This window comes from Streptomyces sp. ST2-7A (assembly GCF_021390475.1).
Taxonomy (GTDB): Bacteria; Actinomycetota; Actinomycetes; order Streptomycetales; family Streptomycetaceae; genus Streptomyces.
Genome location: NZ_JAJUWS010000006.1, coordinates 8116 through 34025 on the forward strand (window position 1 = coordinate 8116; position 25910 = coordinate 34025).

At 71.8% G+C, this 25910-nt stretch carries 14 protein-coding genes and 1 tRNA gene; 10 read left to right on the forward strand and 5 right to left on the reverse strand.

Translation table 11 applies throughout. The annotated features are described in order from the left end of the window. Positions 1-38: 38 nt before the first annotated feature. The 4 genes from LZF96_RS05280 to LZF96_RS05295 form a co-directional block, all read right to left on the reverse strand. Positions 39-6857, reverse strand: a complete 6819-nt coding sequence (locus LZF96_RS05280; protein ID WP_233866132.1) for a type I polyketide synthase — start codon at positions 6855-6857, stop codon at positions 39-41. After that, complete coding sequence (locus LZF96_RS05285; RefSeq protein WP_233866135.1) at positions 6854-10999, reverse strand: non-ribosomal peptide synthetase; 4146 nt, start codon at positions 10997-10999, stop codon at positions 6854-6856. Before LZF96_RS05285 ends, LZF96_RS05280 begins: the two co-directional genes overlap by 4 nt. A gap of 220 nt (positions 11000-11219) precedes the next feature. Beyond that, the gene (locus tag LZF96_RS05290) at positions 11220-11972 is read right to left on the reverse strand and encodes a trans-aconitate 2-methyltransferase (protein WP_233866138.1); all 753 of its coding nucleotides are present in this window, start codon (positions 11970-11972) and stop codon (positions 11220-11222) included. A gap of 449 nt (positions 11973-12421) precedes the next feature. After that, the gene (locus LZF96_RS05295) at positions 12422-13405 is read right to left on the reverse strand and encodes an acetylxylan esterase (protein ID WP_233866141.1); all 984 of its coding nucleotides are present in this window, start codon (positions 13403-13405) and stop codon (positions 12422-12424) included. Between the two features lie 241 nt (positions 13406-13646). Between LZF96_RS05295 and LZF96_RS05300 the strand changes: the two genes are divergently transcribed. After that, positions 13647-15053 (forward strand): lipase maturation factor family protein, encoded by a 1407-nt coding sequence (locus LZF96_RS05300; RefSeq protein ID WP_233866144.1) that lies wholly within the window; start codon positions 13647-13649, stop codon positions 15051-15053. A gap of 92 nt (positions 15054-15145) precedes the next feature. Beyond that, positions 15146-15219 (forward strand) — tRNA-Pro (locus tag LZF96_RS05305). Here the strand turns inward: LZF96_RS05305 and LZF96_RS27275 are convergent. Next, positions 15201-15701 (reverse strand): tyrosine-type recombinase/integrase, encoded by a 501-nt coding sequence (locus LZF96_RS27275; protein WP_374203098.1) that lies wholly within the window; start codon positions 15699-15701, stop codon positions 15201-15203. The genes LZF96_RS05305 and LZF96_RS27275 overlap by 19 nt on opposite strands. A gap of 497 nt (positions 15702-16198) precedes the next feature. On the opposite strand from LZF96_RS27275, the gene LZF96_RS05315 reads away from it, so the two are divergent. From LZF96_RS05315 to LZF96_RS05350, 8 genes are all read left to right on the forward strand, one after another. Then, the gene (locus LZF96_RS05315) at positions 16199-17794 is read left to right on the forward strand and encodes an ABC transporter substrate-binding protein (protein WP_233866146.1); all 1596 of its coding nucleotides are present in this window, start codon (positions 16199-16201) and stop codon (positions 17792-17794) included. 32 nt (positions 17795-17826) lie between these two features. After that, positions 17827-18852, forward strand: a complete 1026-nt coding sequence (locus LZF96_RS05320; RefSeq protein ID WP_233866148.1) for an ABC transporter permease — start codon at positions 17827-17829, stop codon at positions 18850-18852. Beyond that, a complete protein-coding gene (locus tag LZF96_RS05325) occupies positions 18849-19706 on the forward strand; it encodes an ABC transporter permease (protein ID WP_233866150.1) in 858 nt (285 codons plus the stop codon). The genes LZF96_RS05320 and LZF96_RS05325 overlap by 4 nt, the downstream gene beginning before the upstream one ends. A 5-nt stretch (positions 19707-19711) precedes the next feature. Next, positions 19712-20512 (forward strand): ABC transporter ATP-binding protein, encoded by an 801-nt coding sequence (locus LZF96_RS05330; RefSeq protein WP_233866152.1) that lies wholly within the window; start codon positions 19712-19714, stop codon positions 20510-20512. Beyond that, complete coding sequence (locus LZF96_RS05335; protein WP_233866154.1) at positions 20509-21129, forward strand: ABC transporter ATP-binding protein; 621 nt, start codon at positions 20509-20511, stop codon at positions 21127-21129. Before LZF96_RS05330 ends, LZF96_RS05335 begins: the two co-directional genes overlap by 4 nt. Positions 21130-21583: 454 nt before the next feature. Further along, the gene (locus LZF96_RS05345) at positions 21584-22954 is read left to right on the forward strand and encodes a hypothetical protein (protein ID WP_374203100.1); all 1371 of its coding nucleotides are present in this window, start codon (positions 21584-21586) and stop codon (positions 22952-22954) included. A gap of 181 nt (positions 22955-23135) precedes the next feature. After that, positions 23136-24089, forward strand: coding sequence for a family 43 glycosylhydrolase (locus LZF96_RS27280; RefSeq protein WP_374203113.1), 954 nt, complete (start codon positions 23136-23138; stop codon positions 24087-24089). Between the two features lie 4 nt (positions 24090-24093). Further along, positions 24094-24939, forward strand: a complete 846-nt coding sequence (locus LZF96_RS05350; RefSeq protein ID WP_233866158.1) for a class I SAM-dependent methyltransferase — start codon at positions 24094-24096, stop codon at positions 24937-24939. Positions 24940-25910: the final 971 nt, after the last annotated feature.

Genomic DNA, 25910 nt, shown 5'->3' on the forward strand with positions numbered 1-25910 from the left:
GGGGTGCCCGGGGTGCCCGGGGTCGGTGGTGCCGGGGCTCAACCGGGTGTGGGGGGCAGGTCGCTCAGGGCACGGTCGATCAGTTCCGCGATCCGGCGCACCGCTTCCCCGGCGAGCAGCGAGTAGTGGTGGCCGTCGACGACCTCCTCCTCGACGGGGCCGCGGAGGTGCGGGCGCCAGCCCAGCGCGGGCAGGTCCTCCACGTCGTCCACCCCCATGCCGACCCCCGCGTTGCGCGGCGAACGCCGGGAGGCGGCGATCAGCAACATGCGCGTGTCCGGGTCGTCGAGATGTCCGGCGCGGTGGGTGCCCAGGGCGCGCAGATGTCGCTCGAAGACCCCCAACCGCAGGTCGACGCTCTCGCGGGGACCGATCAGCCCCACCGCCCGCAGGCGGGCGGTGACCTCGGCGCGCACCGCGTCGGCGGTCATGGCGGCCAGGTTCCGCGCGTCGTCCGGACCGGTGAGGAGTTCCAGGTCGAGGAAGGCCTCCAGGGAGTGCAGGTAGCGCACCGCCGCGACGGCGGTGTCCCCACCCGCCCCCGTTCCCCCGAGGTCGCGGATGCGGTCGGGGAGGTTGGAGTCGATGAGCACCAGGCGGGCGGTCCGCTCGCCCCGACGCTCCAGTTCCACGGCGGCGGCGTGGGCGAGGGTGCCGCCCATCGACCACCCACCCAGCAGATAAGGGCCCCGGGGTTGGACCGAACGCACCGCCTCGAGGTAGCGCTCCACCGCCTCCGGGATGGAGGTCGGCCCCCGGCCACCGGTCAACTCCGGGTCGGTGAGGGCGATCACGGGACGGGAGCCGCCGAGGGTGCGGGCCAGTTCGCCGTAGCACAGGACGTCGCCGCCCGAGGGGTGGATCAGGAACAGCGGTGTTCCGCCCTCCCCGGCACGCAGCGGCATCACGATCCCGTCCGGGTCCCCCGCCGCCGGGCCCGTCGCTTTCCGGACCGGGGACGGGGGCGTCGGAACCGTGCCGGTCGCCGGGGCGGACGGGTGGGGCGCGTCCCACACGTCCGGGTCCTCGGCCAGACGTCGGACCCGGGCCACGTGGTCGGCGAAGGCGCGGTCCGCCTCCCCGGCCGGGATCACCGTCTCCTGGACGTCCCACTGCAACAGCAGGGCGCCGTGCTGTTCGAGCACCTGATGATCGAGCCAGGTCTGCGGCGTACTGCTCACCCCGTGGACCGGCGTGCCGACCCAGTCCAGGTCGTGGGTGCCGCCCAGCGGGGCGGACAGGCCCAGCGCGCTGGTGAAGACCACCGGCACCGACTCGGTGCGGCCGGTGCGCGAGGCCTTCTCCGCCAACAGTTCCAGGGCCGAGAACTCTCGGTGCTCCAGGTCGGAGAAGAGGGTGTGCTGGGCACGGTGGGCGGCGTCGGCGAAGCAGGTGTCCGCGCTCCGGTCCACGGCGTGCAGCATCAGGGTGGTGAAGTCCCCGACCACGTCCTCGGCACCGGGGAGCCCGGCGGGCCGGTCGAAGAGGGTGAGAGTGAGGGACAACCGGTTCTCGCCCGACCACGCGGCCAGGGTCTCGCCGTAGGCGGCGAGCAGGACGGCGGTGGGGGTCAGTCCGCGACGGGCGGCCTCGGTGGTCAACGCCTTCCAGCACTCGGGCTCCAGGCGGGCCGATCGCCGGGCGAACCGGGGCCGCTCGTCGTGGCCGTCGGGCAGCCGGGGCAGGGCCGGGGCACCGGGAAGGTCGTCCATCCGTCCGCGCCAGTAGGCGGCGGCCCGGCGGTGATCCTCGGTGTCGGCACGTGCCTCCAGCGCGGCGACGCAGTGCCGGAAGGTGGTGGCGGGCAGCGGCAGTCGCGCGTCCGGGTTCTCGTAGAAGGTGCGCAGTTCGCGGTCCCACACGAAGTAGCCGGCGGTGTCGCAGACCAGTACGTCCACGTTGACGAAGAGGCGGATCACGCCGTCCGGGAGGCGGGCTGCGCGGATGTCCACCAGCGGCCAACGCCCCGGGTGGGGTTCCCGGCGCACCATGGTCTCCCGGATGCGCTTCAGGGCACGGTTCCGCTCCTCCGGCTCCCGGTCGGCCAGGTCCCGGACCCGGATGCGGTAGCGCGGGACCCGCTCCAGGACGCGGTTGCGGCCCTCCGCGGTGATCACGGCCCGCAGCATGGGGTGGCGGGCGATGACCCGGTTCCAGGCCTCCTCGTATCGGGCGACGTCCAGGTCCGGGCAGTCGTACTCCAGGTGGAAGGAACAGGGGACGTTGCCCATCCGGTAGCCGCCGGAGCCGCCGATCCAGTAGGCGTGCTGCACCCGGGTGAGCGGGAACTCGTCCAGGGGCTCCCCGGGTCCGGCCGGTTCGGATGGTGCGGATGGTGCGGATGGTGCGGTCGGGTCCGGGATCGTTCCGGCCGCCGGGTCCGCGCCGGAGGTCTCCAGCAGCGGCGCGAGGGAGGCGATGGTGGGGCGGGCCAACAGGTCCGTCAGGCGCAACCGCACCCCGAGGTCGTCGCGCAAACGCGCGAGCATCCGGGTGGCGAGCAGCGAGTGGCCGCCGAGCGCGAAGAAGTCGGCGTCCCGGTCGGTGACGGGGAAGCCCAACAGGTCCGACCAGATGGCGGCCAGGGGACGCTCGGCCGGCCCGAATCCCTCCGCGCCCTCCACGGGGCTCCCGTCCTCCCCCGGTACCGGAAGGTCTCCGGGTGGGGCGACCGCCGGCCCGCCGGCGGTACGGAGCGAGAGGTCGACCGGGGAGACCGCGATCGAGGGTGGTGCGTCCGTGCGGCGGGTGAGTGTCAGGATCCGGTCCAGGCTCCGCATGCCGTCGGCCGCGCCGATCGAGTGGCGGGAGGCCACGACACGTTCGGTGCCGCCGGGGCCGACTCTCCAACCGTCCCAGGCGACGGCGATCCAGGCCGTGCGCCCGTCCTCCTCCACGTGTTCCCGTTCGGCGAAGGCGTCCAGGAAACGGTTGACCGCCGCGTACGGGGCCAGCCCCAGGCCGCCGACGAAGGCGGTGGCCGAGGACATCAGCACCACGGCCTCCGGACGCCGGTCACCGGGCAGGTCCCGGACCGCCGAGCGCAGCGCCTCGGCCGCGGCCGCCTTGGCCCGGGCGTGTGCCCGGACCGACTCCCCGTCCACCGACCGCAGGGGAATGACCGCCTCGGAGGCGACCACACCGGCGGCGTGGATCACCGGGCCGAGGGGGCCGTCACGCTCGGTCAGTTCGCGCAGCAGATCGGTCATGGCCGACGTGTCGGCGGCGTCGACGGCACGCACCTCGATGTCCGCGCCGTCGGAACGCAACCGGCGCACGGTCGCCGCCCGCACGGAACCGGCATCCCCGTCCAGTCCCGTGCGGCCGGTGACGACCACCCGCCGACCGGTGCGGGCCAGATGGCCGGCGACGGTGAGTCCGACATCACCCAGACCACCGATGACCAGCACGGTGGCTGCCGGGTCCCCGGCGCTCCGGGGTTCGACCGCTTCCTCCGGCCGCCAGTGGGCCAGGGAGCGCACCCAGCGGTGTCGGCCCCGCAGCGCGACCTCCATCCCCGAATCGCCACCGGTCGCCAGATCGGCGGCCTCGCGGCACACGGCGGTGACGTCCCCGGCATCGACATCGGCGTCGCCGGCGGCATCCACCCCGGCGGGAAGTCCGACCGGCAGGTCCACGGTGCGCCAGCGCAGGCCGGGGAACTCCTGGGAGAGCACCCGGGGCACCGCGAGGGCGGCTGCGTCCGCCGGGCGGGGACGGTCCGCGCTCTCCACCTGCTGGGCTCCCGCCGCGACGTGCACCAGACAGGTGTTCCGTGCCCAGGGGGCCGTCGCGGCGGCGACGGCCGCGCAGTCGAGGATCGCGGTGGCCACCCGACCGGCGGTGTCGTTCGGGGTGTCCGCCCCGGTGCCGTGACCGGGGTCCACGACCACCACCCCGTCGCACGCTTCGGTGTCGGTGGTCACGGCGACCACCTCGGCACCCGCCCCGGCGAACGCGGCACGGATCGACTCCGCCCGTCGGCCGGTGCCGGTGATCAGCCAGCGTCCGGAGAGCGCGGTCGTCGTCGGGGGCGGCGTGCGGTGCCACACCGGCAGTTGGAAGGGCTCACTCTCATCGGGGGCCTGTCCCGCCTCTCCTGTTCCGGGGGCCGGGGAGGCGGGCGGGTCGATCCACAGTCGGCGACGCCGGAGGGGCGCCCCCGGCAGCACCAACCGGCGCCTGCCGGGCCGGTGCAGGGCCGCGACGTCGGGGACCGCGACACCGTGTGTCCACAGCTCTCCGCACGCGGCGAGCAACGCGGCCCGACCCTCCCCGATCGTGGTGGGCGGGGGCATGGAGGTGACCGCGGTGGCCAGCCGTTCGGCATGTTGGGCGCGGGCCAGTTGGAGCAGGCCGTGGCCGGGGCCGGCCTGTAGCAGGGCGGTCGGTCCCGGGCCCACGGCGGTGGCGAGCGCGTCGGCGAAACGAACGGTGGACCGCAGGTGCGACACCCAGTGCTCCGCATCCGGAGCCGCCTCCAGAGGACCGCCGGTGAGTGTGGTGGCCAGTGGAATGCGGGGCGGCCGTGCCGCGACCCTCTCCGCCACGGCCCGCAGCTCCTCCAGGGCGGGCTCCACCAGGCGGGAGTGGGCGGCGGCGTCCAGGAGGAGGCGGTTGACGCGCACTCCCTCGGCGGTCAGCCCGGCCTCCAGCGCGGCCACGGCCGACGCGGGTCCCGACACCACGCACGCCTCCGGGCCGTTGACGACCGCCAGGTCGATCTCGGCGTGGTGGCGCAGCAGGTCCCGGACCCGGGGCTCGGGGAGCGCCACCGCGAGCATCGTCCCGCCGCCCGCAGTCCGGGACATGGCCCGGGAACGAACCATCACCAGGGAGGCGGCATCCTCCGGGGAGAGCACCCCGGCCACCACGGCGGCGGCGTACTCGCCGAGGCTGTGTCCGACCACCGCGTCCGGCTCCACACCCCGGGCGCGCAGGGTGTTCGCGACGGCCACACAGACGGTGAACAGGGCGGGAAGGCCGTGGGCGGGATCGCGCAGCAGGCGGGTGGCCCGTTCGTCGCCGGGGGGGGCGGTCAGCAGGGACCGCAGGTCGGCGCCGGGTGTCGGCCGATCCCGCTCACCGGTGTCGAAGAGTTCGGCGTACCGGTCCACGGTCGCGGCGAAGTCGGGCTCGGCCAGCAGGCCGTGCGCCATCCCCGGGTACTGCGCGCCCCCGCCGGGGAAGGCGAGGACGAGCCGGGGACGGGCGGCGGGGACGGCCCGACGGGCGGCGGTCGCCACCGCGCGGGCGTCCCCGGCGGGGTCGCCGGTGAGCACGGCCGCGGCCCGGTGGAGCAGGGCGGGGCGGCCGGCGTGCAGGGTGTACGCGATGTCGGCCGCCCCGGGGACGGCCGGCCCGGGGCCACCGTCCGGCGTTCCGTCGGCCGACCCGCCCGCCACCCCGGCGACGCCGGTCAGCAGACCGGCGAGCGCGTCGTCCCGATGAGCGGAGAACAGCGCCAGTTGCGGCCGGGGGTCGGGGACCGGGGCCGGGCGCTCCGGCGCGGCACCGAGCACCACGTGACAGTTGGTACCGCCGATGCCGAAGGAACTGACGCCCGCGTATCGCTCTCCCTTCCACGGGGTCGCCCGCTCGGCGACCCGGAACGGTGAGTCCTCCAACTCCAGGTCGGGGTTGAGGGGGAAGGCGTCGAGGGCCGGCGGCAACACCGCGTGGTGCAGCGCCAACACGGCCCTGGCGAAACCGGCGATCCCGGCCGCCGAGTTGGCGTGTCCGATGTTCGCCTTGACCGAGCCGAGGGTGCACCGGGCCGGACCGCCGGCGCCGAACACCCGACGCAGGGCGGCCACCTCCACCACGTCGCCGAGCCGGGTCGCGGTGCCGTGCGCCTCGAGATAACCGATCATCCGGGGGTCGATCCCGGCGACCTCGAGCGCTTCGGAGATCACCCGGGCCTGGCCGCGCGGCGAGGGTGCGGTGAAGCCCGTCCGGTCGGCGCCGTCGTTGCCGATCGCCGAGCCGTGGATCACCGCCAGGATCGGATCGCCGTCGGCGAGGGCGTCCTCCAGTCGGCGCAGCACCGCGACGCCCACGCCCTGGGTGTGCACGATGCCGGTGCCCTCGGCGGAGAACGTCCGCACGTGCCCGTCGGCCGAGAAGATGCCGTCGGGAATGTGCAGGTAGCCGCCGCCCTGCGGGACGATCAGCGAGGAGCCGCCGGCCAGGGCGGTGTCGCACTCCTGTGCCAGCAGCGACTGAGCCGCCAGGTGCACGGCCACCAGCGAGGTGGAGCAGGTCGTGCCGACGCAGACGGCCGGGCCGGTGAGGCCGAGCCGGTGCGCCACGTGCAGCGGCAGGTAGTCGGCCACGCCGGCCATCGCGGCCTGCAGGCTGCCGACCGGGTCCCGGTCGGCGGCGAGGTACCGATCACCGAGGTTGCGGGCGAGGTAGTCGCTGTGTGAGGCGCCGGCGAAGACGCCCACCGCCCCGGCACCGGCGCCCCGGGCGTGCCCGGAGTTCTCCAGGGCGCGCGCACACGCCTCCAGGAAGAGCCGCTGTTGGGGGTCCATCGGCGCGGCCTCGGCGTCGGTCAGTCCGAAGGGTTCGGGGTCGAACAGGTCCTGCCCCTCGATGAGCCCGCTCACCGGGATCCGGGCCGGGTTCCCCGGCATGCGACCGGCGGGGTCGTTCGTCCGCTCCCCGGTGTCCTCGTGTCGGGTCAGGCCGCTGCGCCCGGAGACGATCAGGTCCCACAGGGCGGCGGTGTCGGGGGCGCCGGGGAAGCGGCAGTCCAGCGCGGTGACGGCGATCAGGCCCTCGGGGGTCGTCGTGTCACCGGCCGCGGGGGCATCCACCGGGGATCGGTCGGGATGCGGGGTCGGGGCCGTCATCGTGCGGTCTCCTCGGCTCGGGCGCGGGCGGCGGCCCGGTCCCCGCGACGTGGGGAGGGACGGCGGGCGGGCGGAATCCCCGGGTCGGGGGCGGCCGGGGGCGCGACGGGCCCGGGGCGGGTCAGAGCGGTGATGTGCTCGGCCAGTGAACCGACCGTCGGGTGGCGGAAGACGTCCGCCAGCGCGAGGTCGGGGGCGAGGGATTCGCGCAACCGCCGGTGGGCCAGGACCAGGGTCAGGGAAGTGGCGCCCAGGGAGCCGGGACTCGCCTCCGGGGTGACCGGCCGTTCGGTGAGATCGGACAGGACGGAGACGACCGACGCCAGGACTCCGGCGTCGATCCCCCGGACCGGGGGCGCGGGCGGCGCCGACGGATCGGCGGGGGTGGACGGTGTGACGGGGGTGGATCGGTCTGTGGGAATGGACGGTGTGGCGGCCGGGGTCGACTCGACCCCGGCGGTCGTCGGCGGCCGGTGAACGGCCTCCGCCAGTCCGGGGCCTGCCAACCCGATCCCGACCTCCGGTGGCAGGGAGGCGACCCAGCGGGAGGCCGCCTCCAGTGCCCGGGCCGGGGGAAGGGCTCCGGCGCGGACGACCAGCGCCGCCTCCAGACCGAGCGCCGCGGCCCGCTCGACGGCCCGGGCCGCCCAGTGCCCGGGCGCGGTGTCGGCGGCCGGCACCGGTGACGTGACGGCCGGGAGCGCGTCACGCACCGGGGTGGTGCCCTCGACTTCGCCCTCCCCCGCCGGTCCGGCCCCGTTCGCCGTGCCGTTCGCCCGACCGTTCGCCGCTCCCACCTCGGCGGCCCGGGTCAGCGCGGCGTGGTCGATCTTGCCGTTGGCGGTGACGGGGAAACGGTCCAGCGACACGAAGCGGTTGGGCACCATGTAGTCCGGCACCCGGGTCGAGAGGAAGCTCGCGAGCTCGGCCGGATCCGGGGCCCGGTCGGAGTCCCGGGGCACGATGTGGGCGACCAGGCGCGGGCGCCCGTCCCTCCCCCGGCGCGCGAGGGCCAGGCACTGCCGGACCCCGGGGTGGCGCCCCAGCACGGCCTCGATCTCCCCCGGTTCGATGCGGTGTCCCCGAATCTTGACCTGCCGGTCGGCGCGCCCCAGGAACTCGATCACCCCGGCGGGGGTCCAGCGGCCCAGGTCACCGGTGCGGTAGAGCCGTTCGCCCAGTACGGGGTGGTGGGCGAAGCGCTCGGCGGTCTGCTCCGGGTCCGCGGTGTAACCGCGGGCCAGCCCGTCGCCACCGATGTACAGCTCACCGGCCGTGCCCACGGGGCAGGGGACACCGTCCTCGTCCAGGACGTGGAAGGTCTGCCCGCGCAGGGCCCGGCCGTAGGGGACGCTGCGCCACTGCGGGTCGATCCGCCCGACGGGGTGGGTGATGGACCAGATCGAGGCCTCGGTGGCCCCGCCCAGGCTCATGAACCGGGCTCCGGGCGCGAGCCGGCGCAGCCGGTCGGGGAGGTTGAGCGGTATCCAGTCGCCGGAGAGCATCACCAGGCGCAGCGTGCGGAGCGCCCCGGCGGCGGCCTCCGGTTCCATCTCGGCGTACTCGACCAGCATCTCCAGCAGCGCGGGAGCGGTGTTCCAGATGGTCACGCCGTGCCGCCCGGCCTGTTCGAGCCAGTGCTGCGGATCGGTGCGCCGGGCCGGGTCGGGAAGGACCAGCGAGCCTCCCGCCCCCAGGACTCCGTAGATGTCGAAGACCGACAGGTCGAAGCTGAGAGCGGAGAGGGCCAGCACCCGGTCCTCCGCGGTCACCGAGAAACGGTCGACGATGTCGTCCACGGTGGTGCGGGCCGCCCGGTGCTCGATGTCCACGCCCTTGGGGGTGCCGGTCGAGCCGGAGGTGAAGATGGTGTAGGCGAGGTCCCCGGGGGAGGCCGGGACCGGGTCCGGCAGCGCCGGGGTGTCCCCGGTGGGCGAACGGGTGGGCCGGCCGGCGGCGTTGAGCCGGTGCACCGTGACCCCGTCGGGCCAGGACAGGTCCACGCCGCGTCCCACCAGCGCGTGCCGGATCCCGGAGCGGTGGCAGACGGCGGCGACCCGGGCGGTGGGCCAGGACGGTTCCACCGGTACGTAGGCCGCGCCGGCGCGGTGGACACCGAGGACGGCGGCAATCTGCGCCGGGGTCTTCTCGCAGGCCACGGCGACGCGTTCACCCGGCCCCACCCCGTGTGCGGCGAGCAGCGCGGCACCGGCCTCCGCCGAGGCGGCGAGCCGTTCATGGGTGACGGTGACGCCGGGGGCGTGCACGGCGGGCCGTTCGGGGCGACGGCGCGCGGCGGACCGGAGGGGACCGTCGAGCAGCGCGTCGGCCCGGGGGAACGGGGTGACGTCGAGGGGTTCGGCCGGCAGGAAGGAGGGGTCGAAGCCCAGCGCGGGGTCGGTCCAGGCCGCCGGGTCGGTCAGCCGGCGCAGCAGGCGTCCCTGGGCGGCGGCCAGGGCGGGTATCCAACCCTCGGGAAAGGCCCCGACGACATGGTCCCAGGCGATGCGCAGGCGGCCGTCCTCGTCCCGGACGATGTGGTCCAGGAGGACCTGGGGGGTCTGCGAGACGCCGTACACCTCCCGCCCGATCCAGGCATGCGGGGCGGGGCCCTCGCCCGCCAGGCCCACGCCGCTGGTGAAGACGACCGGGAAGGCCGGGGTGCCGTCCGGCGCGGCGGCGCGGGGGACCAACTCGCGGAGCACCTCGACGCCGGAGACCGAGCCGTGGTCGAGGTCCTCCCAGAAGCGCCGACCGGTCGCGGCGGCGAGGGCGGCGAAGCCGCCGGGCCGGCCGGGTGTCCACTCCGGGCAGGCGATCAGCGCGGTGGTGGTGAAGTCCCCCACCACGTCGGCCGCGTCACCGTGGACATCGGGGCGGTCGAAGACGGTGGTGTTGAGGCAGATCCGACTTCCCGCGCCCCAACGCTCCAGCACCACGGCGAGACTCGCGAGCAGGGTCGCGGTGGGGGTGACGCCGGATTCGGCGGCCCGGGCGCGCAGGGCCGCCCAGTCGGCCGGGGCGAGGGTCTCCTCGTGCCGGGTGAAACGGGGCGGGGTGGTGTCGGCGGGGTCCCGCAGGACCGGCAGGGCGGGAGCGGGCGGCAGGTGGGGAACGCGTTCCGCCCAGTGGTCCCGGTCCCGGCGACGGCGCCCGTCCCAGCGGGGGTCGTCCGCACGCGCCCGTTGCACGGCGGCGAAGGTGGTGGAGGGGGCGGGGAGTTCCCGGTCCGGATCCTCGACCAGGAGGCCCCACTGCCGCATGAGCAGCATCCAGCCGGCCATGTCGGTGCACAGCACGTCGACTCCGACGTGGAGGCGGGTCCGGCCGTCGGGAAGGAACGCGGCGTGGACCTCGAACAGCGGCCAGGCGCCGGTGGGACGGCAGCGGTGGGAACACTCGTCCCGCAGGCGGTCGAGAGTCCGTTCGGTGTCGTCGGCGGAGGCGGAACGCAGGTCGGTGACGTCGATTCGGACGGGGGCATCGGTGACCGGGAGGATCCGTTGCGCACCGCGTTCGTCCACCGTCATGCGCAACATGGGGTGATGGGCCACGAGGCGGGCCCAGGCGCTCCGCAATCGCGCGAGGTCCGCCTCCGGGTCGCCGTTGGGCGGCGTGCGGTCGTACTCGTGGTAGTAGTGCGTCGCCACTCCGCCCAGGGGCAGCCCTTCGGCCCTGCCGGCCAGGTAGGAGGCCTGAATGGGGGTCAGCGGGAACGGCTCGTCGCCCCCCTCCCCCACCGACACGTCCGCTTTCATCGGACGGTCGCCGGTGGCCACGGGGATGTCCCGCTTCCCGACCTCCCCGGGGAGGGACCGGCTCCCGGTGGAGTGGGGCGGGACGCCGGGGACGCCGGGGACGCCGGGAACGTCGGCGGAGGTTTCGCCGGGGGTGCCGTCACCGGCCAGGTGTTCGACGACGCGTTCGGCGGTGGCACCCTCGCCGAGCAGTGCGGTCAGGGGCAGGTCCCGTCCGGTGCGCTCACGGATGCGGCGACGCAGCCGCACGGCGGTGAAGGACTCCAACCCCAACGTCACGAGCGGGGCCCCGGGGACGATCCGGTCCGGGTCCGTGCCGAGCACCTCGGCTACGCACTCGACGATGTGGTCAAGGGCTTTTTCCGGCCCCGTGGGGTGGCTCATCCATGGCTCCAGCGGAGATGGGGCATCCCCGGAATGCCTGGCGGGACCGGGGAGCGGGTCACCGGAAACCTAGGTGAAAATGATTGTCATGTCAATCAGATTCAGCCAACCCTCCGCCTCGGCGATCGCGGACGAAGAGGCCCCGGGAAGCCCCAACCCCCTTACCCGGCGGGCGTGGTGCTCCGCTCCGGGTGACGCCCGGGGCGGAGCACCACGCCCGTCACACCGACGGGGCCACCCCCACGGAGGGCCGGGTGAGGACGTACAGACCCAACCCTGGGTCCCCCACCTCTCGAACCCCGAACCCGACCTCGCCCGCCTCGGCGACCAACTCCTCCCGCGAGCAGACGCACCAGGAATACTCGACCGTGACCTCGGAGATCACCGCTTCACCCCGCAGGGTGCGGTACTCCATCCGCCAGAGGAGCCCGTCCGACCCGGTCGGCTCCGCGCTCGCGTACCCCTCGTAGACGAGTTCCCCCACCTCGGCACGGGCCATGGCGGTCCGGGGAACGGCCATGGGCGCGAAGGGGGGTGCGAGATTGGTGACGAGCGCTCCGCCCGGTGTCAGGGCGCGGAACACCCGCCCCAGCAACTCCCGGCGACCGGGGGCCTCGAGGTGACCGAGCATGTTGAGGGCCAGGACTGCGCGAACCCCTTCCGGCAGTGTTTCCTCGAGGGCCCCGCCGGGAAGAACGGTGACCCGCTCGCGCAACACCGGGTCGTCGATGATCCGGGTCATCAGGGCCGCACGCATCACCGCGGAAGGCTCGACGGCCAACACCGGCGACTCCGGCACCGCTTCACCCAGCGCCCGCACCCCGCGCCCGCTACCGGCACCGAGATCGACCACGGGGCCGGAGCCGGGGGGCAACGCCGAGAGCGCCGCGGCCACTTCGGGACCGGCGGCCTCCCAGAAGCCCGCGATGAGCAGGTCGAGGTACTCGGCCGACCCCACGTACGGATCACTCATGAACGACTCCGAAAAGATTGACGACAATGAACATCATTGTCGCCAACAGCTCGGGCGTCCACCCCGGGCAGGGTGGAACAATGTCGGCCATCCGGTGAACACCGCTTCCCCGCCGCCGCCCCGACAGCTCCCGACTCCCCGCACGGGAAGGCCGGTTCGCCCCTCGCCCCGATGGTTCCCGGGCACCGGCCCTCGAGCCGGGGCACCCGGAACCTCTTCCCACCGCCCCGGCGCCGGAGTCGACCCCACTCGCAACCGTCCGGTGCCCCGCCCGACGCCCCGGGCACCGTGCCGACCGACCGCACACCACCGCGCCGGACCCCGCCCTCGACATCCCGCGCGCCGGAGTCGCCCCCCGCTCGTCGCCCGCCCCTTTCCCTGCTCCACCGACGCGGTCGGGCCCCGGCGAAGGGTGTGCGCCGTTCACCGGGGCCCGACCACGAAGCGGCTCAGCGGGCGCCGGGAAGCCCCCGGCCCGCGAGCCAGCGCACCTGCTCCACCGGCTGGGATCCCCACCCGCCGGCGTGGTCCCCGAACTCCCACACGGTGATGTCCGCCCGCTCCCCCGCCCAGCGGTTGTGAGCCGCGAAGACCGTGGAGGGCGGGCACACCGGATCCATCAGCCCGACGCTGAACAACGCCGGCGCCGTTGCCCTGGCCGCGAAGTGCAGACCGTCGAAGTGGTTGAGGACCTCGAACACGGAGGTCGGATCGACCCGGCGGTGCCGACCCAGATAGCGAACCAACTCCGGATAGGGGCCATCCGAGGCGATCTCCGCCGAACGCCGGTAGTGGCACAGGAAGGGCACGTCGATCAGGGCGGCGGCCACCGTCTCCCGGGCCAGACCGGCCGTCGCCAACGCCAGGCCCCCACCCTGGCTGACGCCGGAGACGATCACACGGTCGGGGTCGATGTCCGGGTGCTCGCGCACCGCGTCGACCGCGCGCACGCAGTCGGTCATGGCCCGCCGGTAGAAGTAATGGTCCCGATGCTCGATGCCCCGGGTCATGAAGCCGTAGGCCAACTGCGGGAAGGGAACGGGATCCGGATCCGGGGTGTCGTGACCCTGCCCCCGGGTGTCCACCACGAGCTGGGCGTAGCCCATGGCACTCCAGAACAGGTGCTCGGTGGACAGCCCCCGACCACCCCCGTACCCGATATAGGTCACCACCGCCGGCAGCGGACGGGGCACCCCGCGCGGCAGGACCAACCACGCCGCCACCGGCTGACCCGCCCAGCCGGGGAAACGCACGTCGAAGACCTCGACCGTGGCGGGAGCGGGGTCGGTCACCCGCTCGTAGGTCGCCGGACCGGTCGCGGCCTCCCGCGCCGCCTGCAACGTGCCGGCCCAGAAGTCGTCCAGATCCGGCGGCTCCGGCACCTCCGGGCGGTACCGCCTCAACTCCTCGATCGGCATATCGGTCAGCGCCATGCGGGCCTCCGGTCGACGTCATACTGGAAAGCGCTTGCAGCCGGACCCTACGACCGCCCTCACCCCTGGTCAACGCCCTGTCCACGGAATCCCGACGCCGCTCCTCGCGTCTCCAGCGGTCCGATCCCGTGGCAGCCGCCTCCACTGCTCGCCGGAGCACCTTCCCGTGCGAACGGTGTGCCACCCGGCACGCACCCCGCGCCTCCCTCCCCACCCGCCCCATCGGTGGTACCGATGACGCATGGAGTGGTTCACCGCCCCGGACGCCTGGCTCGGCCGGTTGGTCTTCCAGCGCGGACTGGCGGCCGTCTATCTGATCGCCTTCCTCAACGCCGCGCTCCAGTTCCGCCCCCTGGCCGGCGAGCGTGGACTGACCCCGGCACCGGCACTGCTGCGCCGGGTGCCGTTCCGCCGCGCCCCGAGCCTGTTCCACCTGCGCTATTCCGACCGGCTACTGGGCGTCGTGGCCCGGGGCGGCGTGGCCGTCTCGGCGCTCCTGTTGGTGGGAGCGGCGGACCGGGCACCGCTGTGGTTGTTCACCGTGCTGTGGATCGTTCCCTGGGCGCTCTACCTGTCGATCGTCTCCATCGGACAGAGCTGGTATTCCTTCGGGTGGGAGAGTCTGCTGCTGGAGGCCGGGGCGCTGGCCGTCCTGCTCGGCAACGAACGCGTCTCCCCGCCCCTGCCCGTCATGGTCCTGATCGCCTGGTTGCTCTTCCGCGTGGAGTTCGGCGCCGGGCTGATCAAATGGCGCGGCGACCACTGCTGGCGGGAGTTGACCTGCCTGTACCACCACCACGAGACACAGCCCCTGCCCGGACCGCTCAGCCGGTGGTTCCACCTCCTGCCGCGCCCCCTGCACCGGCTGGAGGTGCTGGCGAACCATGTGACCCAGCTGTTCGTCCCGTTCCTGCTCTTTCTTCCCCAACCCGTCTCCGGAGCGGCCGCCTCGATCGTGGTCGTCACCCAACTGTGGTTGGTGCTCTCGGGGAACTTCGCCTGGCTGAACTGGGTCACCGTCGCTCTCGCCCTGGCCCTGGTCGACTGGTCCCGCTTCGTCGCGCCACCGGCCGACCAACCCGACCCGCCCCTCTGGTTCCTCGTGGGGGTTCTGGTGATGACCGGGTGGATCCTGGTGCTCAGCCGTCACCCGGTGCGCAACCTGCTGTCCCGGCGACAGCGCATGAACGTCTCGCACCATCCGCTGCGGTTGGTGAACAGCTACGGGGCCTTCGGCAGCGTCTCGCGGGTGCGGCAGGAGATCGAGATCGAGGGCACCGACGAACCGCTCCCCGGGCCCGACACCGTCTGGCACGCCTACGGATTCCGCGGCAAGCCCGGTGACGTGCGCCGACGATCGCCGCAGGTGGCGCCGTACCATCTGCGGCTGGACTGGATGATGTGGTTCGCCGCCCTCTCCCCCGCCTACGGTCGCCCCTGGCTGCCACTGCTGATCGAACGCCTCCTGGAGGGTGACCGGGCTCTACTGCGGTTGCTGCGGCACAACCCCTTCCCCGACCGGCCGCCCCGCTGGATCCGGGCCCGGGTGTACCGCTACCGCTTCACCACCCGCGCCGAGCACCGCACCACCGGCGACCACTGGTACCGCGAGGCGCTCCGCGACCGGATCCCGCCGACCACACTCTGACGCGCACCCCGGATTTCACGTCCACCCCCGTGAATGCGGTATGGTTCTCGTGCACGGCGACGAGGGGCAAAGCCCCAGGTCACACCGGGCACCGGGACGTGGCGCAGTTTGGTAGCGCACTTGACTGGGGGTCAAGGGGTCGTGGGTTCAAATCCCGCCGTCCCGACGGTAGCCGGAAGGCGCTCCGAACAGCTGAAAGCCCTGTTCGGAGCGCCTTTCGTCATCTGACGCATCATCGGTTCGGCAGGGGTTCGGGAACCCCGTGGGGACCAGACGAGGACCGGCGTCGGGAAGAAACCGCAGATCAGAGCACCTTTCCCCGGGGACCACGATCACGACCGTTCCGTCCCGGTTGTGGGATGCCCACAACACCCGGCGCGCGGCCCCCGACGGCTGCGGCAACCCGGGCGGAGGCGAGAGGTGCGCGCCGAGGAAGCGACCCGCCTCGGTGATCGAGCGCAGATCCGGGTGCAGATAGCGCTGGGTGGTGGCCAGTGAGCCGTACCCGGCGATCTTCCGCAACACGTGCAACGGCACCCCCGCGTCCGCCATCCACGTCAGCCCCGTGTGCCGCAGATCGTGACGGCGCAGGTGCTCCCACTCCAGCGAGATGACCACCTCGTCCCAGTGCGTGGCATCCCGCAGCACCGCCGTGGGGCGTCACCGCGCGGACCGGTGAGACCAGGTGGATGACCTCGGGGCTCGACATACCGACCGAGCAGGGCCCTCGACGTCGACACCGGTCGAGCCGGACCACGGACTCCCGGGCGCCGCCGACATTCCAGCGGATGAGGAATTTCCGTACCGCGGACGAGGAGGTGTCGTCCGAGTCGGCCCCCTCGGGCGACCGGGCGAGGGTGGGACGGGTGACGTGACGCGTTCGTAGCCGCGGTCGGACGACCTCGCTTCCGAGCGGCGTCGGAGCAGCCGTGCCGACCCCATCCCGGAGTGACGCACTTCTCACCACGCCCTCCCCACCCACAGCAAAGTGACAATCGTTTTCATGTAGAGTTCTCGAGGCGATCTTGTGCCCATCCCGGGGACACCCCGTCGTCGATCGTCCCGTCCCCATAGGAGAAATGTTGCACCCCCATCGAGACCCGCTCCCAACCGCTCGTCATCCTCGCCGTACATGGGCAACCACAGTGCTTGCGACCTCCCTGGCCCTGAGCACGCTGACCGCTTGTGCCGACAGCGCTCCCCGGGAGCGGCCGGACCACACGGAAAGCACCTCGCTGACCCTCGCCGTCGGGGACATCTCCGGTGGTGAATTCGACCCGCTCAAGGGGTGGGGGACCCGTCCGGCCCAGATCCGGCCGATCCACAGCTCCCTGCTGAAGGCGAACTCGTCGTTGGAGTTCGAAGGTGACCTGGCCACGGATCACACCGTCTCCGAGGACGGGCTGGTCTGGACTCTGCCCCTGCGGCCCGAGGCCATGTTCTCGAACGGTGACCCCGTCACCGCGCACGACGTGGAGTTCACCTACACGTTGCTCAAGGAGGACGGCGTCCAGTTCGACCTGGGGTTCGTGGACCGGATCCGGGCGGTCGACGACCACACCATCGAGTTCACGCTGACCGAGCCGCGGTCGACCTTCGTGAGCCAGCTCACCGAGATACCGATACTCCCCAAGGATCACTACGGGGAGGGTTACTCGGCCGACCCGATCGGTTCGGGCCCCTACCGCGTCGTCGACTACCAGGACGGACAGCAGCTGATCCTGGAGAGGAACCCGCACTGGTACGGCCCCGCCCCCGGGTTCGACAAGCTGACTTTCCTTTTCCTCACCGAGGATGCAGCCCTGGCGGCCGCACGTGCCGGTGATGTCGATGTCCTGTACGTTCCGCCCACATTCGCCGGGCAGGAGCTCCCCGGGATGAGCCTGCAACGCTTCGAGAGTGTCGATTCACGCGGCCTGTCCCTGCCCACCCTGCCGTCGGGGGCTTCCGGCAGGATCAACGGCAAGGACGTGGAGGTCGGCAACGACGTGACCGCGGACCCGGCGATCCGACAGGCCCTCAACATCGGGCTCGACCGGGAGGCGATCATCGACATCGCGCTGCAGGGTCACGGACGTCCCGCCTATTCCCTCGCCGACACCCTTCCCTGGTTCAACGAGGAGACCGTCTTCGAGGACGGTGACGTGGAAGGTGCCCGGGATCTCCTGGCCGAAGCCGGTTGGGTCGACGAGAACGGCGACGGCATCGTGGAGAAGGACGGCCTGACCGCGTCCTTCACCCTGCTCCATCCGGCCGACGACAACCTCCGCAGCGACCTGGCCCTGGTCGTCGGTGAGCAGGCACGGGAGCTGGGTATCGACATCCGGATCAAGGGCACCAGTTGGGACGGCATCTTCGTCGACGGCAAGGCCAACGCCGTGACCTGGGGCGGTGGCCGACACCATCCGCACCAGCTCTACGAGATGTACTCCACCGAGGAGCACAACGTCGGTTACAACAACATGCCGCACTACTCCAACGAGCAGGTCGATCGGGCTCTGGAGCAGGCGCTGGCCGCCACCACCCAGGAAGAGGCCAACTCCTGGTGGAAGCGGGCCCAGTGGGACGGCACCGTAGGCTTCGCCGGCCCCGGGGGGGACGCACCGCTGGTGTGGCTGGCGCGGATCGACCACCTCTACTTCGTCGCCGACGGGGTCAGCCTGGGCGACCAGCCGGTGCACGCGCACGGTCACGAGTGGGCGCTGTTCAACAATATTGCTGATTGGCGCCGGGAACAGTGAGCGGCGCTCTCGACAGTCGGTCCGTCGTCGAGATGCCCGGCAGGGCCCCGGCGCCGGTCCCCACGAGGGGACCGCGTCGGGGCCGGGGGCTCGCACGGGTCATCTGTGTTCGGGTAGTACGTCTGGTCGGCCTGCTGTTCGGTGTCTCGTTGCTGGCGTTCACCTTGGTTTACCACTCCCCCGTGGACCCCATCGCCGCCTATATCGGAGCCGAGGCGAGCCCCACCGACGAGCAACTCGCCCAACTGCGGGAGTACTGGGGGTTGGATCGCTCCTTCGCCGAGCAATACCTTGCCTGGCTCGGTGCCGTACTCGGAGGTGACCTGGGGGTTTCCAAGCTCTACCAGGCGCCGGTCCTCGATGTCATCGCCGATCGGTTCATGATGTCGCTGGCCCTCATGGGCGTGGCCTGGCTCGTCTCCGGAGTGCTCGGTTACGCCCTCGGGGTCATCGCCGCCATGAACCGGCACCGTCTGCTCGACCGTCTGATCTGCTGGTACAGCTACACCTTGGCATCGACACCGACCTTCTGGCTCGCCATCCTCCTGCTCACCCTGTTCGCCGTCGTACTGGGTTGGTTTCCGGTCGGTCTGGCCGGGCCCGTCGGCGTGCCCGGGTCCGAGGTGACCATGGCCGAGCGCTTCCACCACTTCGTGCTCCCGGCCGCCACCCTCTCCGCACTGGGTGTCGCCACGATCGCCATGCACACCCGTGAGCGGATGTTGGACGTCCTCGACTCGGACTACGTCGCGTTCGCCCGCGCACGCGGCGAACACGGCTGGCGACTGTTCCGCAACCACGGGCTGCGCAACTCGATCGTTCCCGCGCTCGCGCTCCAGTTCGCCTACTTCAGCGAACTCTTCGGCGGCTCCATTCTGGCCGAGCAAGTCTTCTCCTACCCGGGCCTGGGCTCCACCCTGGTCGCCGCCGGTCTCGGCGGCGACGTACCGATGTTGCTGGGCATCGTCCTGCTCAGCTCGGCCTTCGTCTTCGTCGGCAATCTCATCGCCGACATCCTCACCGTCCTGATCGACCCACGCACCCGGAACTCCCTATGAGCCGCCCGTCACCCGCCCCTCCGCGCACCGCCCGCCGACGCAGTGCCTCCGTCGACCTGGCGATCGCCGCCGCCTGCGTGGGGGCGTTGCTCCTGGTGATCGTCGTCACCGCCTGGCTTCTCGACGAATCCTCTCTCCGCTCGCACGCCGGTGAACGGTTGATGGCCCCCGGCCCGGATCATCTTTTCGGCACCGATTGGCTCGGCCGGGACCTCTTCACGCGAACCGTCATGGGCCTGCGTCTTTCCCTGGCGGTCGGGGTGGTCACCGCGCTGTTGAGCGTCGCCGTGGCCACCGTCCTCGGAATCGCCGCAGCCCTGCTCGGAGGCTGGGTGGACGCGGTGATCTCCTGGCTGATCGATCTTTCCATCGGGATTCCGCACCTGGTCTTCATGGTGTTGGTGGCCTTCTCCGTGGGGGGAGGAATCAAGGGGATCGTCATCGGCATCTCCCTGACCCACTGGATGTCCCTGGCACGGCTCATCCGCGCCGATGTGCTTCATCTGCGCCACTCCGACTTCGTTCTCGCCTCCCGGGGATTCGGGCGCTCCGAGTGGTTCATCGCCCGACGACACCTCTTCGGCCAGGTGCTGCCCCAGGCGCTGGTCGGTTTCGTGCTGATGTTCCCGCACGTGGTGCTCCACGAGGCGGCCCTGACCTTCCTGGGCTTCGGTTTCTCCCCTCAGACTCCCGCCATCGGAATCCTGTTGCACGAGGGGATGCCCCACATCTCCAGCGGCATGTGGTGGATGGCGCTCTTCCCGGGCCTGTGTCTTCTCCTCGTGGTCCTCGCCTTCGCCCGGCTCGGCGATCGACTTCGGGTCCTGACCTCCTCTCCGGGCCAGGGCGGCTGACCACGATGACCACACCTCTGCTTTCCGTCAGGAATCTCACCGTGGGCTTCACCCACTACACCGGAACGCTCGGACTGCGCCCGTGCGTTGTTCCGGCGGTGGAGGGCCTCGGATTGGACATCGATCCCGGGGAAATTCTCGCGGTGATCGGCGCCAGCGGCTCCGGCAAGAGCCTCCTGGCCCATGCCATCGTCGGAATCCTGCCGAGCACGGCCAATGTGAGCGGGGAAATCGACTACGACGGGGCCCCCCTTGATCCGGCGCGTCTGCGACGGTTGCGGGGGCGTGAGATCTCCTTCATCCCGCAATCGGTGAATTACCTCGACCCGTTGATGCCCGTCGGTCGCCAGGTGCGCCTCACTCTGCCACGTCCACGCGCCGCGCAACTCCAACAGGATTTGTTCGCCAGGTATCACCTCGATGAGAAGGTGACCCGACAGTATCCCCACGAACTTTCGGGCGGCATGCTGAGACGGGTCCTGTTCGCCACCGGTGTCACCGAGACGATGCGGTTGCTGATCGCCGACGAGCCCACCCCCGGGCTCCATCCGGCGGCCCTGCAGGAGGTTCTGTCGCATCTCCGCGCCCTGGCCGACGACGGCGCCGGTGTCCTGTTGATCACCCACGACCTGGTCTCCGCCGCGGCGATCGCCGACCGGGTCGCCGTGATGCGTTCGGGCCGGGTGGTCACCGTGGAGTCGTCCTCCTCCTTCACCGGCCGCGGTGAGACGCTTCGACACGAGTACGCCCGCCGGCTCTGGCGGGCGCTCCCCCAGCACGACTTCTGGAAGGGAGTCGCACGATGAGTCTTCGAGCGACGGACCTGGCATACCGTGTTCCCGGCGGTCGCCAACTCTTCACCGGCCTCGACCTGCGGGTCGAGGCCGGGCAGGTGGTCGGCCTGACCGGGGAAAGCGGATGCGGCAAGTCCACTCTGGCCCGGATCCTCGCCGGCCATCTCCCCCCCACGGCCGGGACCGTACTCACCGACGGGGAGTCGGTGAACGCGCCGGGACCGCGTCCGGTGCAGTTGGTGCAACAGCACCCCGAGAAAGCGGTCAACCCACGGTGGACCATGCGATCCGTGATCGCGGAGGCGCACGACCCCGACCCCGCGCTCTGTGAGCGTCTTGGGATCCGAGCCGAGTGGTACGGCAGGCGTCCCGCCGAATTGTCCGGTGGGGAGCTTCAACGATTCTGCCTTCTGCGGGCTCTCGGTCCACGGACCCGCTATCTGATAGCGGACGAGATGACAGCGATGTTCGACACCCTCACACAAGCCGAACTGTTCGCCGTCGTAATGGACATCGTGGTTGAGCGCTCCATCGGCTTGCTGGTGATCAGCCACGACATCCCGCTTCTGAGCCGGCTCTGTGACGAGATCGTGGCGATGCCCGAGCAGGCGTCCACGCCCTCCCACTGAGATCCCCCGCCCCGGGGCGCGACCGGTGCAACCCGTCCCGACCGGGTTCACCGTGAACCGTGGCGGATGATCCTTCACGACCGCGGGATGTCCGTTCCCCGATCCTCGGATCCGGTCTCTCGCGTGCCGGGGTTCCGGGGCACGGGTGCGCCTTCCGCCCTTCCGATGTCAGCGGGAGGGCTCCGGAGAACGAGGTGGGGGACGAGGGGGCTCCCCCTCGGAACGCCTTCCGTCCCCGCAGGTCCATCGGCTCGACGGAGGGTCGTCACCTCTGCGGGGGTGACCCGGAACCGGGGTCACCCCCGTCCACCCCGGTGGGGGCCTCGGGGAACCGGGTTCTCGCTCACGGCGGCTTCGGCGCCCCGGGTGCCCCCGCCACCTGCTCACCCGCCCCGACCGCCCCAAGGACCACCAGCGGGAACGTATCGAGGCCGCCCCCACCGCCTGCCACGAGATGACCGCTCCGGCCGACCTCGTCCACCGCTTCGCCGAGCTGCCGGATCCCGCCGACGGCAATGCCGCCCCGTCGAGCACCCGGATCACCTCGGCCCGGGCCGAGGAGCTGCCCCACCCGCATGCCTTCACCCGGGGCCTCGAGAAGGACCGCGCCGCAGTCGACGCCGCCCTCACCCTGCCACACCACAACGGCGGCACCGAAGGCGTGAACAAAACAACCAAGCTGATCAAGCACCAGATGTACGGCCGACGACCGCGCGGGCTTCCCCCTCCTCCGCCACCGCATCCTCCCGGGCTGACCACACCCTCCGTCACCACCGACTACGGAACAGACCCGCTCGCTGGACACAGCGAAACAGCGGGGGAACCACCTGCGTCCATCATATTGATGATCACAGCTCGGCAACACCGTCCTCACATCCGCCCGGTCGGCGGCATCATCAAGCGCATGAGACACACCCGCACCACCGTCGCCTTGTTCACCGCCTTCACCGTCCTGGGCACCCTCACCGCATGTGGCGAAGGCACCGGAGACGGCACCGGTGGTGAGGGCGCTTCCACCGAAGCCGGCGGAACGGAAGAAGCTCTCCGTGATGCCGTCCAGGCCAACATGGACGCCATCAACGGGGGCCATGCCGACGCCATGTACAACCTGCTCTCCGAGCGCTGCCGCGCCCGGACCACCATGGAGGAGGTCGAGTTCAGCCTCGGACTGATCAAAGAGCTGTACGGGAACCTCACCCTCGAAGAGGTGATTGTCCGTGACATGGACGGCAACACCGCCATCGTCGAGGGGAAGACCGGCATCGAGGCCCTGGACAGAGCGGAGGAGGAGGACGGCGGTGGCCGTTGGATCCACGAGGACGGGGACTGGCGCAACGACGAATGCGACGACACCGACCCCGCGGACACCGACGAGAACACCGTTGGAGAGGAACACGCGGACCAATCCGGCGCCGATCTCCCACTCGGCGACACCCACACCTGGGACGACGGCGTAGCCCTGACCATCACCGATGTCACGGAGATCCCCGCCGACCGGATCGGCGAGTACGACTACGTATCCGAAGGGCAGACCCCTTTCACCGTGACACTGACCGTTGTCAACGACTCCGGGAACCCGGTGGATCTCGACGACTTCTACATTTCCGTCCAGGGCATCACCACCGGCGGAAGCGCCGAGTCCGTCTACCTCGACGGCTCCGAAATCCTCGAAGGGCGCCTGGCCACGGGACAAACCCGCGAGCACGAGGAACACTTCTCCCTCGACACCGACAAGTACGGCCAGGACATCGTCATCGAAGGCAACCGGCTCTCCGCCCTCATGGGCCCCGACTCACCCACCTGGATCGCAACTCTCGGTCGGTAGACAGCGACAGGGACGGCCGTCGTTCGAGGGGGCCAACGCCCGACCGCTCGGCGGCCGACATCGGACGGCCGGGTTGCGGAGGGCGGTTCGACGGTGAGCCGCCCCGGAAACGAGCCGGGTTTCCGGGGCGCCGCCGCCCAGCGGCCCGCGACGGTACCTGTACTGCGTGGCCGGACAGAACATGCCCGACTTCCATCCCGCCCAGCGGCTGCACGTCCCGGGAAGCCCCGACCCCGACCCCACGGGTCCGTACACCTTCGGAGCCGACCCGGGGAACACCCGGGAGCCGGACCCCGGCGTCCTGTGGGTGAACGACCGCCTCTACCCGCTGGGCAGTCACATGGACGGCACCCAGAGCCTGTCCGGCATCCCGCTGAGCAATCCCTGGAGCATCAGGGGCCCCGCCACCATCAACTCCCCCACCCACGCCCGGGAGCTCCGGACCCACCCGGTGAACGAGGGCGCGGAACCGCTTCACCACAACGGCCGAACGATGATCGTCCACTCGGCCGGTGCCTGTTGGCGGCCGGACCACAAGCTCGGTCTGCTCACCCTCATCGGCAACGACCCGCTCAACCGGGACCCCCGGACCAGGCATCCGCCTCCGGTCTTACAGCGGAGCGACGCCAACGGCGTCTACGCGCCCGGCCACAACGGATTCTTCAAGTCTCCCGACGACACCGAGGACCGGATCGTCTACCACGCCAACAGCTCCGCGAGTGGCGGCTGCGACATGACCCGCTCCACCCGGGCCCGGAAGTTCACCCGGAACGCCGACGGCACCCCAACTTCGGCACCCGGTACACACCGGCGTCACCCTGACCGCGGCCGACCTTCTCGACCCCCTGCACACGGCCTCCGGCGACCGTGGCCGGGACCTCTTCGCCGCCTCCGGCCGACGCCCCGGAACGTTTCGCACGGGCCTGGTTGGCCGCCGTCGCGTGCCTCCACAGTTCGACCCACAGGGCCGCGCGTTCCGCCGGGAGAGGTGGCCGACCACACCGAAGATCACCACGGCGGCCCGAGGGGGACGCGGAGGTTGCGGGGCTCCCCTCGCCCCCCGCCCATCCGATCCCACCCCCGGGGGCAGGGATCCGGTCGCGCCAACATGGAAATGATTGTCGTTATAGGCTGAACGCATGACAACCACCGATCGGGCAGACCTGTTCACCTACCTCGCACGCAACCGGGACTTCTTCGCCCCGGTCGTCGAGCAGGCCGTCGCGACCCTCGACCCCGGTGACCGGGGACGCATCCTGGACATGGGCACCGGCGGGGGCGGCGGGTTGGTGGCACTCGCCCGCGCGGCCGGCCCGGGGACCCGCGTCCTGGGCGTTGACCGCAGCGCCGACGTGCTGGAACTCGCGCGTCGGCACGCGGAGGAGAACGATGTGGCCTCGCGGGTGGACACCCGCGAGGCCGATCTGATGGACGTGCTCACCGAGGCGTCCGCGGGTGACCCCTTCGACGCCGTGTGGGCCTCCGACGTGGTCTGGCCCGGCAACGTCGACGACCCCGCCGCCACGGTGGCCCTGATCGCCGGGGCACTGACGCCCGGCGGCGTGGCCGGTCTTTTCACCAGCAACTATTACCAGGCGATGTTCCTGCCCGGCCACTCACGCCTGGAGCGGCTGCTGCGCGCCGCCTCGGAGTCGGCCTGGGGCATCCCGGACGAGGGACCGACCCACTACGAACGACACGTGCACTGGATGGTCGCCGCGGGGCTGCGGGATGTCCGACTGCGCGTGCTGCCACGCGTCGGCTTCCCGATCGACGGGGATCCGACGGTGCGGCCGTACCTCGAGGACGTCGTATGGCCGGAGTTCCTCGCGGCGGCCCGGCTGAAGGGGGCCGAGGCGGGGATGGACGGGAAGGACATCGAGCGGGCCCGGGCCCTGCTCACCCCCGGCAGCGGGGAATACGTCCTCGATGACCCCGGTCACTACGTGGTCGTCCCCGCTCTCCTGGTCACCGGCCGGAACTGAGCCCTCCCTCCCCCAGCGCCCACCGCACCGTTCGACTCGTTCGCCACGGCCCGACCCCCGCTCCCCCCGGGGGTCGGGCCGTGGTCGGTCGGCACTCGCGGACCGACGACACGAGCCCGTATTCGCACAACCGAACGTCACATCCGCGAAATGCGCCCCCGAAAGCGCCCCCGGCGCGCCACGGGCGCCGGGTCGGCACAACGCCGACACCCCTCCCGCGGTTCCGCCGGAGTTCCCCTCCGCGGGCGAGCATTCGTCCGGCGTCCGGATGCCGCTCCGGGACCCGGACGACACCGAGGGCCTCGCCGCTTCCACCCGGGTCCGGCGGCCGAGCCGCGCCGAACTCCGATCGGATCCGGGCCCGCGCGACCACGGACGACACGTCATCTCTCGCGAACCGTCTCCCGGACATCGGGGCCCGAACGTCTCCACCCCACCCGATGACGGGTAAACATGCAATCGGTTGCTGTCGGAACTCCCCTTCCGTTTCGGCAAGTTCCCATCCCACTGTCGTATGTATTGACACTGTACAGACAAGCCGCCACGCTGTTTCCGCCATGTAACGCAATCGGTTGCATCGCAGAGCCGTGTGCCCGGGGACCGAGTCGCCCCCCATCCCCCGGATCACCCCTCCGCCGGAGAGAGGATTCCGCATGTCACCCCATGGAACGGCGTGCCCTCGCAACCGGGCCACACGTCCCCCGCGCTCCCGACCGCACCACGGCCCCCGGGAGCACTCCACCGAGCCCACCGCCCCGGCCGGATCGCCGCCCGGCGGCGTGGTCCGCGAGCAGCTCCGGGACGTGCCGGCCGTCGTTCTCCCCCGACCCGGGTGGGGCGACGGGAGGACGGGACGACGGACGGCTCGACGTGCCCGGTTCCCCGATCCCGGTCGGTGAACACCGGCACCCGCTCCACCCCCCACATCCCCCCACATCCGGATCGACCGGCGCCCCCCCCCGGCGACGGTT